Source organism: Micromonospora echinofusca (assembly GCF_900091445.1).
Taxonomy (GTDB): domain Bacteria; phylum Actinomycetota; class Actinomycetes; order Mycobacteriales; family Micromonosporaceae; genus Micromonospora; species Micromonospora echinofusca.
Genome location: NZ_LT607733.1, coordinates 6,132,778 through 6,147,991 on the forward strand (window position 1 = coordinate 6,132,778; position 15,214 = coordinate 6,147,991).

The 15,214-nt window shown below is 70.9% G+C and carries 6 protein-coding genes; all 6 read right to left on the reverse strand.

What is annotated here, in order from left to right:
- Nucleotides 1–25 precede the first annotated feature (25 nt).
- The 6 genes from GA0070610_RS26305 to GA0070610_RS26330 all read right to left on the reverse strand — a co-directional run bounded on the left by GA0070610_RS26305 (nt 26) and on the right by GA0070610_RS26330 (nt 14,865).
- Nucleotides 26–1,792, reverse strand: a complete 1,767-nt coding sequence (locus tag GA0070610_RS26305; RefSeq protein ID WP_089002526.1) for an ATP-binding cassette domain-containing protein — start codon at nt 1,790–1,792, stop codon at nt 26–28.
- Nucleotides 1,789–3,570 carry an ATP-binding cassette domain-containing protein gene (locus GA0070610_RS26310; protein ID WP_157747238.1) on the reverse strand — a complete coding sequence of 594 codons (1,782 nt, stop codon included), beginning with the start codon at nt 3,568–3,570 and terminating at the stop codon, nt 1,789–1,791. Before GA0070610_RS26310 ends, GA0070610_RS26305 begins: the two co-directional genes overlap by 4 nt.
- Nucleotides 3,571–3,678: 108 nt before the next feature.
- Nucleotides 3,679–5,394, reverse strand: coding sequence for a beta-ketoacyl synthase N-terminal-like domain-containing protein (locus tag GA0070610_RS26315; RefSeq protein ID WP_089002528.1), 1,716 nt, complete (start codon nt 5,392–5,394; stop codon nt 3,679–3,681).
- Nucleotides 5,391–8,468, reverse strand: a complete 3,078-nt coding sequence (locus GA0070610_RS26320; RefSeq protein WP_089002529.1) for an AMP-binding protein — start codon at nt 8,466–8,468, stop codon at nt 5,391–5,393. The genes GA0070610_RS26315 and GA0070610_RS26320 overlap by 4 nt, the downstream gene beginning before the upstream one ends.
- Before the next feature lie 2 nt (nt 8,469–8,470).
- A complete protein-coding gene (locus GA0070610_RS26325; protein WP_089002530.1) occupies nt 8,471–9,547 on the reverse strand; it encodes a phytanoyl-CoA dioxygenase family protein in 1,077 nt (358 codons plus the stop codon).
- Nucleotides 9,548–9,582: 35 nt separating this feature from the next.
- Nucleotides 9,583–14,865, reverse strand: a complete 5,283-nt coding sequence (locus GA0070610_RS26330) for a MupA/Atu3671 family FMN-dependent luciferase-like monooxygenase (RefSeq protein WP_089002531.1) — start codon at nt 14,863–14,865, stop codon at nt 9,583–9,585.
- Between the last annotated feature and the right edge of the window lie 349 nt (nt 14,866–15,214).

Sequence of the window (15,214 nt, forward strand, 5' to 3'; positions counted from 1 at the left end):
CCCGGTCGGTGACCCCCAAAGGTCGTCAGTCCCCACCCAGGTAGCCCTCGCGCTGCGCGTCGTACAATCTCGCGTACAGGGGCACGGCGAGCAACTGCTCGTGCGGACCCACCCCGGCCACCCGGCCCTCGTGCAGCAGGACCACCTCGTCGGACGCGGACGCGAGCGACATCCGGTGGGTGACCACGACGACGATCCCGGCCCGCTCCCGCGCGACGGCGCGTGCCCGCGACATGAGCCGGTCGAGCAGCATCTCCTCGGCGATCGGGTCGATGGCGGCGGTCGGCTCGTCGAAGAGCAGCAGAGCGGCATCCGACCGCAGGAAGCCCCTGGCCAGTGCCACGCGCTGCCACTGTCCGCCGGAGAGGCGGCGCCCGTTCGTCAGGGTGGCGCCCAACGGCAGCCCGAGGCCGTGCTCCCTGACGAGCTGCCCCAGGCCCGCGCTCTCCACCGCGTCTTCGACGTCGGTGTCGGTGAACCGGTCGTCGCCGAGCCGCACCGCGTCGCCAAGCTCGAACTCCAGCTCGGCAAAGTCCTGGGTGATGTAGGTGGTGTCGACAGTCCGCCCCGGCGCCCGGCCCTGGTCGGCCGCCCCCGCACCGACCAGCCGGATCTCCCCGGACGAGGGGGCGATCAGGCCGCTCAGCAGGCTCACGAGGGTCGTCTTCCCGCTCCCGTTCGCGCCCACGAGGGCGTAGATGCGGCCCTCGACGAGCCGGAGGGAGACGCCCTCGACCGCCGCGGTGGCGGCTCCGGGATAGCGGTAGGAGACGTCGTGCAGCTCGATCGCGGAGACCTCGCCCGCCGGGCTGTCCTCGACCGGGTCGCGGCGCAGCCGCCCGCGCACCCGGTCGAGGGAGCGGACCACGCGGACCGAGTCCGCGCAGGACGCCAGATAGCGCGCCAGGGCGCCGACCAGCGACGTGGTCGTCGAGAGCAGCAGCAGCGAGGCCAGCGTCGTCGCCATGCCCACGGTGCCGTCCGCGAGCGCGTGGACGAGGCCCGCCACTCCGACGGCGAGCGCCGCACTCGTCAGGACGACCCCGAGCATCGTCCACCGGGCACCCCGCCACAGGCCGGCGGTCCGCGTCGCCTCCGCCGCCGTGGCCGAGGCGCGGTGCGCTGCCAGGAGGTACTCGCTCCCCCGGGACAGGACCAGCTCGTCGGTGTACTTCTCGTCCATGCCGATGCTCGCCAGTTCGCCGCTGACCCGCGCGTTCTCCGCGGCCGCCCGCTGGGCTGCCCCGACGGCCGCGTCGCGCCGCCGGACGCACAGGTACGCGCCCACGGCGGCGAGCGGCATGAGCAGGAGCCACGGAGTCGCCAGCACCGTGATGACCACGGTCATGGCCAACCGGACGGTCGTGCCGAGGATGAGACCGACGACGTCGGCGCCCTCGGTGAGCCGCGCCTGCTCGGAGCGCACGATCTGCAGGTCGTCGACGAAGGGCCGCTCCGAGAAGTGCTCGGTCGACCTGGCGTCGTAGAGCGCGCGCTGCACGTCCTCGTCGATGAGCCGGTTCGTCCGGTCGATCAGCACAGCGGAGACGGCGAGCGAGTAGCGGCCGAGCAGCACCTGCGCCACCAGGGCCACACAGGCCAGGCCCAGGAATGGCACCCCCGCCGCGGGCTCCCCCGCGGCCCAGAGGGCCACCATGATCGCGATCGCGACCGACGCGGCGACGGTGGCGACGGGTCGTACCGTGAACGCCACGAGGGTGACCCAGGCGGCACGCCGATCCGCCCGGATGGACAGGCCCAGAAGCTCGCGGAGCGCGGCCCGGAAGGTCATCTGGCCACGCCCCCCTCGCTCGGCGTCCGGTAGCGGTCGGCCTGCGAGCGGAACATCCGCGCGTACGTCCCGTCGTCGTGCATGAGCGTCGCGTGCGTCCCGCGTTCGGCGATCGTGCCGTCGTGGAGCACCAGGATCTCGGCCGCTCGTCGGACGCCCGCGAAGCGGTGCGACACCATCACCGTCGTCCGGCCGGGGCCCGCGAGTTCGCCGAGCTGGGCGAAGAACCGCGCCTCGGCCTGCGCGTCGAGCGCCGCCGTCGGCTCGTCCAGCACCAGCACGCGCCGATCGTCGTCCACCATGCCCGCGAGCGCGCGCGCCGTCGCGAGGCGTTGCCACTGCCCGCCGGAGAGGCCGGTCCCCGCGCCCATCGCCGCCGTGAGGCGTGGTGCTCCCGGCACGAACAGCTCCGGATCGAGGTCGTCGAGCAGGGCCCGCACCCGCGGTTCGCGCACGGCCGCACTCTCCGCGCGGCCCAACGTCACGTTGTCGTACGCCGAGGCCGGGTAGCGGACGTACTGCTGGCCGAGGAACGCGAACGAGTCGCGCCAGGCGACACGCAGCGCCTCGGACGACACCTCGACCCCGTCGCAGAGGATCCGTCCCGAACTGGGCGCGAGCAGCCCGACGAGCAGCTTCAGCAGGGTGGACTTCCCCGCTCCGTTCGCGCCGACGATCGCCAGGCTGCGCCCGAGTTCCACCTCGAAGCTCAGCTCCGAGAACACCGGCTCGGCCGCACCGGGATAGCGGAACGTGACCCGTTCGAACTGGATCCTGCTGCCCGGCCCCGCTCGGGGAGCACTCCAGCCGGTGCCGACCGGACGCGGGTGTGCCGTCGTCGTCGCGAGCCGGACCCGGTCGAAGACCTCCACGCCCATCGACGAGTAGACCACGTCCATGGTGACGCCGAAGACGAGCATCAACGCGACCAACGAGGACACGCCCATCACCACCTGGGCGGGCGCCAGGCCGGCCCGCATCAGCACGAACAGCGCGAACGCCATCGCGACCACCGCGAGGACCGACGCCGCCAGCAGCGGCGGGCCGATGCGCGTGGCCGGACGGGCACCGTGAGCGGCCTCGCGGAACCTGCTGATCACCCAGTCGGTCGCGCGGAAGACGATCACCTCGCGGGCCGTGCGGCGGTGGAACGCCAGACCCGCGAGGTACACCGCGCGCGCACTCGCCTCGTCCGCCGAATACGCCGCCGACTGCTCGGCCGTGTAGTCCTTCTCCATCGTCACGGACAGCACGACGAACGCGACCAGGACCGGGACGCCCGCGAGCGGCTCCACGAACACGAGCACGAGTCCAGGGATCACCGCCTGCGCACGCAGCAGCAGGTAACGCACCGTCGACACCACGAGCCGCCGCATCGGCGGCGCGGAGCTGACGGCATCCAGCGCCTCCCGGAGAGCCCACGAACCCGCACCGGGGTCGGACAGGCGGGCTCGGATCAGGGCGCGCTCCGACTTCTCCTGTATCCGGCCCCCGTAGCGCTCCGCGAGGACGTCGATCACCACGTTGCAGAGCTGACCGACGACGAAGAGGACCACGAACGCCGCACCGGCCAGCACGACCGCTGACGAGCCGCTGGCCGCGCCTCCCACGACGAGACCGATCGCCACGATCGACGCGGCCGGCACCGTCGCTGTCGCCAACAGGAGCAGGACGATGCCCAACGTGAACCCGGGGAGCAGCCGCCACCCCAGGGCGAAGAGGTTCAGCCGGAGCCGCCTGACCACCGTCGTGCCGACGCCTGGACGTGTCGGTGCCACCCGTCGCTCCGTCACCTGCTCATTCAACGGTGACCTGCGATGGCCGCCGGCGGCGGCCTCCCCACCCGCCGACGAGCCGGCTGCCGCACCGTGGGTGTCCCGAAGCCCTCATTCGTCCAGTCCCTGCTCGACCATGTCCACGATCGCCTCCACGGTCTCCGCCGTGAGCAGGTCCAGGACGTCCAGGACCACTCCCCACCGCTTGCCGATGAGGTTGACGACGGCGAGCAGGTCGACCGAGTCGATCCCGAAGTCGAGCAGCCCGACCACCATGAGTTGGTCGTCGTTGAGGTGAGCGAAGTCGCCGCGCTGCCGAAGCACCTCCACGAGCCCGCTGACGATCTCCTCCCGCCCGGGGCGGGGTCTCGTCCCGTCTTCCGGCCGGGCGACTCCACTCGCCTCGGCCTCGGCCGCCGCGCGCTGCGGGGCAGGCGCGGACGCCCGGCCCGCGACGCCGCCGACGCCGATCGACAGGCGCTCCCGGCCAGGCACGTCGTGCCCGTCCCCGGGCCCGCCCGGCCGGGCACGTCCAGCGGAGAGCACCATGTGCACGCTCGTGCCGCTCGCCCCGAAGCCGCTGACGCCGACTCGCGCGGCATCCGTACGGAGCGGAACAGGACGGAACGACGGCTGGGCGATCCATTCGCGCGCGTCGGCGTTCAGTTCCTCGAAGTGCACCGTCGGCGGCATCCAGCCGCGCTTCAGCCCGAGCAGGACGTTCACGAGGGACGCGACGCCCGCAGCCGTGTCGAGGTGACCCAGCGCCGGCTTCACCGATCCCACGGGAAGGGCGTCCCGGCGCGTGCCGAACACCTCGTGGAGGGCGCCGAGTTCCACGATGTCGCCCACCGTCGTTCCCGTGCCGTGCCCTTCGACGTACGCGATGTCGTCCGGTCCTACGCACGCGTCGTCCATCGCCCGACGAATGACCCGTACCTGACCGTCGAACGCGGGCGCGGCATAACTGGCACGCTGCGCGCCGTCGCTGGCGGAGAAGATTCCCTCGATCACGCCGTGGATCGTGTCGCCGTCGGCGACGGCGTCGGCGTGGCGCCGAAGCACGAAGACGCCCCCGCCGCTACCGCCGACGGTGCCGTCGGCCCGGGAGTCGAACGCCCGGCACTCCCCGGTCGGCGACAGGATCCCGCCGCGCTCCCACTGGTAGCCCCGACGATCGGGGAAGTACAACGCCGCGGCGCCCGCGAGGACGGTGTCGACCCGGCCGCTGCGGAGCAGGAGCACCGCGTGCTCCACCGCCGCGAGCGCCGTCGAGCAGGCCGTCTGGACATTCACGCTCGGACCGATCAGCCCGAGCCGGTAGGAGACCCGTCCGACGCAGTGGTCACTGCTGTTGCCGATGAGGATCTCCGGGAAGGCGAGCTGGTCCCGCAGGGTGAGGTCCCGCTGCAACCGCGTCGTGAAGTACGAGTCGAGCGACTGGCCCGAGTACAGACCCATGCCGATGCCGCCGACCACGCCGATCTCGCGGCCACGAACGCTGTCGGGACTCATCCCCGCGTCGTGCAGCGCCCCGATGCAGCAGTCGAGGAAGAGCAGGTGCTGCGGATCGGTGATCGTCAGTTCATGTGGGGTCAGGCCAGCCAGGTGGCGTGCGGTGTCGGGCGTCCACGCCGCCCTGGCCGACCGCGCGACGTAGCCTTCGCGGCCGAAGTCCGACTCGGCGACTCCCGCGGCGAGCATCTCGTCACGGGAGACATCCACGACGGCGCTCGTTCCCGACCGCAGGAACGAGTCGATCTCTACACGCTCACGTCCGGCAGGCAGACATGCGTCGTACCCGACGATGGCGATCTCGCCGCTCACCCGACATTCCTCTTCCCGCTGTCGTCGATGTGGTCCGCGAGTGCCGCGAGACTCGGGAACCGCATCAGCTCCAGTACTCCGATCTTCCGGTCGGTACGGCCCGCGAGAGCGCGGGCGAGGTTCGGTAGGTCGACCGACGTCAACCCCAGGTCGAACCAGCTGGCGTGCGGGCGCACCGTTTCCGCGCCGACGAGCGGGCGCAACGCGAGCGCGAGCGCCTTGACGGTCGGCGACCACCCGGTCTCGTCCGTCGTCCCGACATCCGAAGAGTCGGAAGTGGACGAGTGTTGCGCGCCGCCGTCCCGCTGCGGGAGGAACGCGACGTCCTCGCGCACCCCGAGCAGCACGGAGCGGGAGGGCCGGGCCAGTAGGCAGGAGGCGATGTCCAGGACGCTGATCTCGTCGAGCCCCAGGGCCTCGGCCACGGCCACGTTCGCCTCGTCGGTCTGCCGTGCCTCGCGCACCGACGTCACCGACACGACGGTGACGGGGATCCGGGTGGCCTGCTCCGCGATCATCTCGGCCGCGGCGCACGCCGCCGAATAGGTCTCCACACCCGTCCCCGCGACGTGCGCGTTGACGGAGGAGACGACCGCGAGCGGGGCATCCAGGGCGTGCGCCAACTCGACGGCTGTGCGGACCCCGTCGGTCTTCGGACCGAGAAGCCGCTCGAGCGCATCCTGCGGCGCGGGCCGTGGCTCCCCCGCCAGGTGGACGACCAGGGTCCGCTCCGCGGGAGCCCACCCGGTCTTCTCCAGCAGGTCGCCCACCGCCGCGGTCGAACCGATGTCGGTGAAGACCCGGTCGAGCCCGTCCGCCGGGGCGCTCCCCGGCCGGGCGCGGTGGCCGACGAGCGTGACGCGCAGGCCGCGAGCGGACAGTTCGGCGCCGAGCGCCTCGCCGAGTCGTCCGGTGCCACCGAGGAGCACGGCATGGGTCGCCGGCGGGACGTCGCCCCCGATGGAGACCGGCGCGAGGACACGACGCCAGAGGTCACCGCCAGGGCCTACGAACAGATCCGCGACGGCCGGGCGCGCGCCCGCCGCCGAGGCCAGCTCCTGCGCCAGGACGTCGTCGAGTTCCTGCTCGTGCACGAGCGGATGCACCCAGACCGTACGTACGGAGCGCGCGCCCGCCCCGTGCGCGACCGCGCGGAGGAACGCCGCCACGGGATGCGACCGGGGTAGCCGTCGAGCGTCACCCTCGCGCGCCTCGACGAGGATCACGACGTCCTGCCCCCGCAACCGGTCGGGTTCAGCCATGTGACGCCAGTGCTCGAGCACCTCGTGCAGCTGCCGCGGTGTGCAGCCGGCCATGGCCGAGTGGACCAACCCGCGCCCGCGCAGGACGACCGGCTTGCGGACCTGACCCTGCGCTCCTGCCGGTGTCACCTCCGAGGAGGCCGGCCGGGCAACCCACGCCAACTCCCACAGCCGCGGCGGGTCGGGGTTGACGAACCTCCGCACGAGCCTTCCCTTGCGGACCTTGCCGATGCTGGTCCGTTCGATCGCACCCGGCGGAATGTCGACCACGTGCGCGACGGGCACGCCGATGATCGTCTCCACGCACCGTCTGACTTCGCCGCGCACCGTCGACGCGTCGCCGTCGACGGCACAGAACACGGCGATCTGATCACGATCGAGACTCGGCGCCCGGAAGGAGGTGATCGCGCAGGTTCCCGGCACCACGCCGTCGACCTGCTCGACCTCGCCCTCAAGGTCAGCGGAGTTCCAGGTCACGCCGTTCGCGACGATCCTGGTGCCGTCCCTGCCGACGAAGTGCACGCCGCTGTCGTCGATCCGGGCGAGGTCGCCGGTCCGGAACCAGCCGTCGGCACCCATGGCGAGGTCTCCGCCCACCAGATAGCGCTCCAGCACCGGTGAACCACGAACTTCCAGGTGCCCCACGCCGAGGCCGTCCTCCGCGGCGTCCGCCGCCACGATCCGGACCTCCACCCCGGGAAGCGGAAAGCCGACCGAGACTGTCGGAGACGAGTCCGCGAGTGGGTCGTAGTGCGGGGAGTACAGGACCCCGGAGCACGTCTCCGCCATGCCCCAGGCCGGTGCGATCGTGCCCTTGGGCAGGCCCAGACGGCCCAGTGCGTCCTCGAAGCGCGCGCAGTCCCTGGCGGAGACCGCCTCGCCGCCGTTCAGACAGAACCGGATGCTCGTGAGGTCGACGGAGGCGTCGGCCGGGATGTTCCCGGCCTCGTTGGCCAGCAGCCGATAGGCGAAGTTGGGCGACCACACCGCGCTGACGCGGTGCTCGGTCACGAGCCGGAACCACTCCGCGGGATTCGTGAGGATGCGTTCGGTCGCGACGGAGAGGTGCCTGGCCGCGATCACGGCGTCCCGGACGTGGGCCATGAGCATGCCGCCGACATGCGAGAGCGGCATCCAGTTGAAGCCGACCGTCGCGGAGTCGAGCCCGTTCACGGCCACGGCGCCGAGCGCCATGTCGATGATGCCCCGGTGCCGCTGCGGCACCACCTTCGCGGCGCCCGTGCTCCCCGAGGTCATGAAGTGCACCAGCGACAGGGGACCGTCCTCGGCGGCAGCGGGATCGGCGCCGTCGTGCCCGCCCGGCTCGTCCAGGTCGAGCGGAATCGGGTCGATTCCCCACTTCAACGCCTCGGAGACGACCCGGAATCGGGCGGCCCTGGCGTGGACGAGTGCGCGGACAGGCGCGTGCTCGGCGAGCGCGGCCAACCACTCGCCCCCTCCCGCGCGATCGTCGAGGAGCTCGGCCGGCACCAGCAACGGCTCGGCCCCCGCCACGACGCTGCTCCAGAAGAGCGCGAGGATCTCCGACGGTTCGGTCGCGGCCACGACCACGATGGAGCCGCGGTCGAGGCCCCCGCGACGGGCGTCGCCGGCGATCAGCCGTACGCGGTCCCGGAAGACTCGCCAGGTCTCTTCGCGCTGCGTCCCGTCGGAGTCGATCGTGCCGACGGTGGACGTGCCTTCCGCCGCCCGGTCGAGGACCTCCGAAAGGCTCTGCGGCGTCCCCTCGGTCCGTACCGTGGCAAGGGGCTGACCCGCAAGCTGGGCGATAACGCGGTGCTCGGTCTGCATCTTTACCGACTGACCACCGGACGCCCGTCACGCAGGACGTTGAACTGCGTGTGCGGGTTGTTCGCCGGGCTGATGACCTTGTCGCCCCACGGGTCGATCGCGATCCGGTTCATGCCGTCCGGGGCGTACTCGACGACGAGCGCCTTGCGCGTCCAGTTCTGGAAGTTGCCGCCGGTCATGTGCGGGAGCAGGCCCGCGAAGACCATGATGGATCCGGCCCGCATCGGCAGCGGGATCATTCCGGACGGGTCCTCCGCGAACACCCGGTTGCCGAACTCGCCCTTCTCGTGCACGAGCGGTCCCACGCGGTGACTGCCGGGAAGCACCCACATGCACCCCGAATCCTCGTCCGCGTCGGTGAGCGCGAACCAGGCGGTGACGATCTTTCCGGGCTGGTCGACGTACGTGTAACCGGTGTCCTGGTGCCACGGGAAGGCCAGACAGGAGTTCGGGCTCTTGTAGACCGACTGGTCCCAGTACAGGCGGACGTTCGGCCCGATCAGGTCGTACATCATGTGCTGCAGGAGCGGCAGCGCGATGAGCTTGCGCAGCGGTGCCGAATGACGCGCGAGCTGGACGTTGAACGACACCTTGCCGGCCTGCGTGATGTTGTTCTTGCCGCCGGCGGCGTTCGCGGCCGTCACGCGCTCCGCTTCGAAGCGGTCGAGGTCGGCGACCACTTCCTCCAGGAACGCCTTGCTGAGCACGTCTTCGACGATCACGTAGCCGTCGCGGTCGTACGCCTCGGCCTCGGCGTCGCTGAGCACCCGCTTGCCGCTGCCGACCGATCGCCAGAGAAAGCTGTCGCTGAGCGGGTGACGGCGGAACGACGGCCAGCGCGAGGACCGGAGCCCGAACCGTTCCTGGCAGAACAGCGCCCAGTCCGCACGGGCGTCGTTGACGATCGGACCACGACCGTTCGTCATGGACACGGCGAGATCGGAACCCACGATCGCCTGAGCGCTGTCGGGAATCGTCCTGTCCTGGAAGCCGTACTGCGCCGCGATCCGCGCGTCTGGCTCCACCCACGCAGCGAACTGGCGGAGTTCCCCGAACGTCGTCCTGACTTCCTGAGCCATTCCTTCACCCCTCGATCGAAGCAGCCTGACTTGTCTCAGATGCGCGCGGTAACCGTGCGGCTCAACTGGCTGACCGTCGGATTGTCGAAGATCAACGCCACATCCAGCTCGGTGCGCAGCTCCTGATTCAGGATCGCCATGATCCGGATCGCGTCGACCGAGTCGCCACCCAGATCGAAGAAGTCGTCCTCGTCCCCGAACTCGACGGACCCGTCGAGCACGCGCTTCCAGATTCCCCGCACCAGCTCGGGAACGTAACCGTGGATCTCCGCGCCGGCCGGCCGGCGGCCGTCACCGTCGTGGTCCGGATCCACCTCGCCCACGTACTCGTCGACCAGCGCCCGGAGCGCCGCCATGACCTCGGCCCCCTGGTCAGCTCGCACCGAGCGGAGCACGTGCGACAGGGCCGCGTCGAGGTCCTCGGCCGACGACGGGCTGAGTGCGAGCCCCTCCTCCGCGCCCACCATCGCCCAGCGGCTCAGCGCGAAGACGGTGCGGTCGCCATCGGACCCTCCGCCCGACCGGCCCGTGCCCACGATGACGAGCCGACCGGACGCGCCCGCCTCACGAACCCGGCCCGCGAGACCCACCATGCCGGTCACCAGCAGCGCGACGGTGGCGTCGAACGCGGTGTCGATGTCGATCACCACCGCCTCGGCGTCGAGAGACCCCGGTTCCTCCTCCGCGAGGACGCGCGCGGACGCACGTGCCTTCGTCACGACGAGGTCGAGCGGACGGACTCGGCCATCGAGCCGCGCCTCGGCCGCGCCAGGGTCCCCCAGGGGCGCGGCAAGGCCACGGACGAGCCGGGCGAGCGCCTGCGCCGAGACCCGCTCCGCGCGGTCCACGCCAGCGTCCTCGCGGCCCCGCTCGTCGCCCGCCGTGGCCGCTTCCGGCTCGGCCGTCGGAACGAACCGCTCCTCGAGACCGCGAATCAACCGCGCGAGCAGCAGTTCGCCCCGGTCCTGCGGAAGGAACGCCCGCGCCGCGTCGATCGACAGTTCGACGTCGCCACCGGGCCGCTGGGTGAAGGTCACGGCGAGCGGGAAACGGACCACGTCGGTGGGCATCGACACCTCGTCGACCTGGTGGCCACCCAGTGCGAACGCCTCGAGGTTGTCCCACGACACCGTCACCGTGGGCGTCTGCACGCGACGGGTGACGTCGTTGAACACCTGACGGAAGGTGAGCGAGCCGTGTTCGACCCCCGACATGACGGCGCCCTTGACCGAGGGGCGCGGGTCGTCCCCGGCCACCGGGCCCAGCCAGAACGGCGCCAGCACGGCACAGCTGCCGTACTCCACCACCGACGGCTTGGCAGGGAACGCGTAGAGGTGGTGACGTCCGAGCGTCTCATCGATGATCTCCGCCGCCGCCCGGAGAGCCTCGGCGAACGACGTCGACCGCTCGGAGCGGGCGTACGACGCGAGGCCCGCGCGCAGGTCCGAGGCGAGGCGACCCGACAGCCGGTAGCCACGGCGGTCGAGGGTCCGCGCGTCGAACCCGGTCTCGAACGCCTCGTCCGGCAGGGCGTTCACCCACCGGGTCCAGTGCGCCCGGTCCCGCTCCCTGCTCTCCCGGTCGAACTCCGCCACCGGGGGGATCGCCAGCGCCTGGACGGGCCTGCCCTGATAGCGCGCGGCGACGGAGTCGAGCAGTTCGGCGAATCGCATCCCGTCGAGGACGACATGCGACGCGCGGAGGTTGACGAACACCCCGGTGCCCGAGCGCTGGCAGGTCAGCCGGACGCCGCAACGCGCGACAGGGTCGAGCGGTTCGGCGGACGACCTCACCCTGATGGCGGCAGCGAAGTCTGCCACGGACTGCGCGACCCCGTCGATCAGTTGCCAGCTCCGGCGATGCGCCTCGCCAAACGGCTCCACCCACCCGTCAACGCCATCCGTATTGACGCGTAGACGATAGGCAGGCTGCGCCTCGATCGTGTCGAGATAGGCTCGCCGCAGTCGGTCGAGATCGACTGCCGGGGAGATGAGGAAGGTGCGGTCGATGACGTACGCCTCGCGCGTCTCGGCGCTGATCTGACACGCGGCCCAGATCTCGCGGGCGGCTCGGCTGATCGAGACGGGAAACGGGTCCCGCGCCGCCGAATCGACGGGCTTCACCTCATCCGCGCGGTGGGCCACCCCGGCATCGGGCTGGTGCACCGGCCGAGGTTCCGTACGGTCACCACCGGACTCGCCCGGCACCGCGTCGATCTTCTCGGCCGGTTCGGTCGGCTGCTCCGCTGTCGACGCCACTTCGGTGGTGGTGCTCGCCAACCGCTCGCTGAGCCGGCCGAGCGCTCGCATCGTGTCGTTCCACGCCTGCCCCGGTGGCAGGAAGTCGACGAGACACGCGATGTCGGTCACGCCGAGCCGGGCGAGCGCGGCGGTCAGCTTCGACCACTCCTCCTCGGGGCCGACGAGCGACAGCCCGTCGCGCAGCCGACTCGCGGCCGCCTTCATACGCGGCGCCCAGGTGCCCACCGAGACCAGTTCGGGGTTGTCGTGCGTGCTGCGGAAGGTGGCGAACATGTAGCGCTCCAGCGCTTCCATGTTCCGCTGCTCCGCCGCCTCGTCCGTGGACACCGCCGCGTGGAGCAGGACCGTCACGTCTCCGCCGTCCGGCGGGAGCCCACCGTCGCGCCGTCCCTGCCGATAACGTTCGAGGTTGCCGGTGAGCTGGGCCAGGTCCTGCTGGATCAGATTGGTGAGCACACCGCGCCCCGCCCGGCCCGCCTCGTAGAACGAATCAGGCGACCCGACGCACGCCTGCCATAGTCGAAGTTCGCTCAGTGGGCGCGGGTGCAGCCGGACCTCCGTACGCTCGCCGGACCCCCCTTCGATCGCGAGGGCTTCGCCGCGCCAGAGACGCTCCAGTTGCGCGACACGCGTCCGGAAGAGCTCGCGGCGATCGGCGTGGGTCCCGTCGGAGAGGACGAAGTCGCGCTTCATCCAGCCGGATGCCACGCCGAGCCCGACCCGCCCGCCGGAGGCGACGTCGACCATCGCCCAGTCCTCCGCCACGGACATCGCCGAGTGGAGCGGCAGCACACTGCTGCCCGCCCGAATCCCGATCCGCGAGGTGCGCATCGCGACCATGGCGCCGAGCACCGCCGGGTTCGGCGAGAACCCTGCGAAGTCGTCGAAGTGACGCTCGGGCAGCCAGACGTTCTCCAAACCCTCGGCCTCCGCGACTTCGACCAGGTCGAGCAGGCGCGAGTAGATGTCGTTCTCGCCGTTGGCCGCGAAGCCGAACAGCGCGAGGCTCACCGACGGGGACCGACCGCTCTCAGGCGCGACCTCAGCGTCGCCGCCGCGGGCGAGCCGCTGTGTCGCGCCGGCGACCGCATCGAGGACGGCGCGGCGGACACCGGCCGTGTGGGCGGGCGACAGGAAGCAGTTCCCCGTCTCCGGTACGAGTACGCCTTCGGCGATCATCATCCGCCGGAACTCGTGGAACGCCTTTCCGCCGTACGCGAAGCTCGTCGAGGCCGCAGGCACGAAGCGGAAGAAGGACCCGGTCCCCAGCACGCGGACGCCGACGCCGGAGTCCTCCAGGACTCGCGCGATCGCCTCACGCAGGTCTTCGCCCGCGGCGTTGAGTTCGGCGAGTACGCCGTCCCCCTCCCGGGCGAGCTGCCGCAGCACCGCCCCCGCCGCGGCCACGGACAGCGGGTGCTTCGCGTAGGTCCCCCCGGTGAACGACAGGCGGTCCGGGTCGGCGCGCACCTCGTCGGTCCAGGGCCCCCCGTCGATCAGGTCCATGATGTCGGCACGGCCCGCCACGGCGGCCATCGGCAGACCGGCGGCGAGCGTCTTCCCGTAGGTGGCGAGGTCCGCACGGACGCCATAAATCTCCTGGAAGCCCCGGACGTGGAACCGGAACCCGGTGAGGACCTCGTCGAACACGAGAAGGGCGCCCGCCTTCTCGGTGAGGCTCCGCGCCGCTCGCGCGAGCGAGCCGAGATCGACGCCCGGCGACTGGTTCAGCCGGGGCTCCATCACCACGGCGGCGACCTCCTCGCCGTGCGCGGCCATGAAGGCGGTCAAGTACTGCTCGCTCACGGGCAGTACGCGGACATCTTCCGCGGCGCCCGGGGACACACCGGGAAACGACGGGGTCGCCAGGTGGTCGCGGCGCCTTCCCGGACGCGGGCTGAAGAGGGTGGAGTCAGAGTGACCGTGGTAGGCGCCCTGCAGGAGAACGACGAGTGACCGTCCCGTGTAGGCGCGGGCGAGGCGCATCGCGGTGAAGACCGCCTCGGTTCCGGTGACACAGAAGTTCACCCGGTCCATCTGCGTCAGCTCGCAGAGCAGCTGCGCCACCTGCGCGGTTTCCGCGACCTCGGCGCCGATGTGAAGCCCGCGCTCGATCTGCCGCTCGACTGCCTCACGGACGAAGTCGGGATTGTGGCCGAAGAGGTGAGCGCCGTAACCCATCGTGAGGTCGATCAGCTTCCGCCCGTCGACATCCCACACGTGGGCGCCGCTCGACCGGTCGATCCAGATCGGATAGGACGCCGCGCGCTCCTCGTGCTCACGCTGGGCGATCTTCCGGTTGTTGCACAGGTGCCCCTGGCTCCGCTGACTGAGCGCACGCGAAGCGACGGTGGCCGCGGCGTAGGTCGCGCCTCGGTCCCGCTGGTGCCCCGGTCGTTCCACCGCCGGCGCCGCCTGGATCTCACCGGCGCCACCCCGGGCAGCAGGCGTCGCCGACGGCTCACCACTCACCACGACCGGCTGCGACACCACCACGCCACCGCCGCCCCGAACCACCGATTCCGAAACCCACCGCCCCACAGCACGAACCGTCACCACATCCTCAAGCAACTGCTGAACCGAAACATCAACCCCGAACCGCGACTTCACCTCACGCGACAACTCAACCAACACCAACGAATCAGCACCCAGATCCAACAACGGCACCGAACGATCAACCGACCCCGGATCCAACTCCAGCAACTGCTCCACAAGACCAGCCACCGCACCCTCGACGTCGCCAGCGCCGCCCCCCGAAACAGGCACCACCGCCGACTCACCACTCACCACGACCGGCTGCGACACCACCACGCCACCGCCGCCCCGAACCACCGATTCCGAAACCCACCGCCCCACAGCACGAACCGTCACCACATCCTCAAGCAACTGCTGAACCGAAACATCAACCCCGAACCGCGACTTCACCTCACGCGACAACTCAACCAACACCAACGAATCAGCACCCAGATCCAACAACGGCACCGAACGATCAACCGACCCCGGATCCAACTCCAGCAACTGCTCCACAAGACCAGCCACGGCATCCTCAGTCAGCAATCGAACCCCTCCAGTCGCCTACGCACGAAAGCGTTAGCCGCCGAAGGCGCCTTATGGGCCGCCTCACGCAGAGATTGTTGAGTCACCCGGTGCACCCTCGCAGCGAATCGCGCTCACGGTAGCACCCGCCCCCACACCACGGAACACTTCGCCCGCTGATGCCAGCGAACCCTCAGCACCCTCCCCGGCACTCTGACGTCCGGTGTGGAGTCGGTGCGGGACAAGACATCCAACTATGTCCGCACAAGGCGGTGAAGATGCGATAGCTGTTATCGGCCGAGTATCCTAGCCAAAATGGCTGGTCACCGGCCGGAATGACCGGCGGCAGCCCTCAGCCGCCTACCCGATG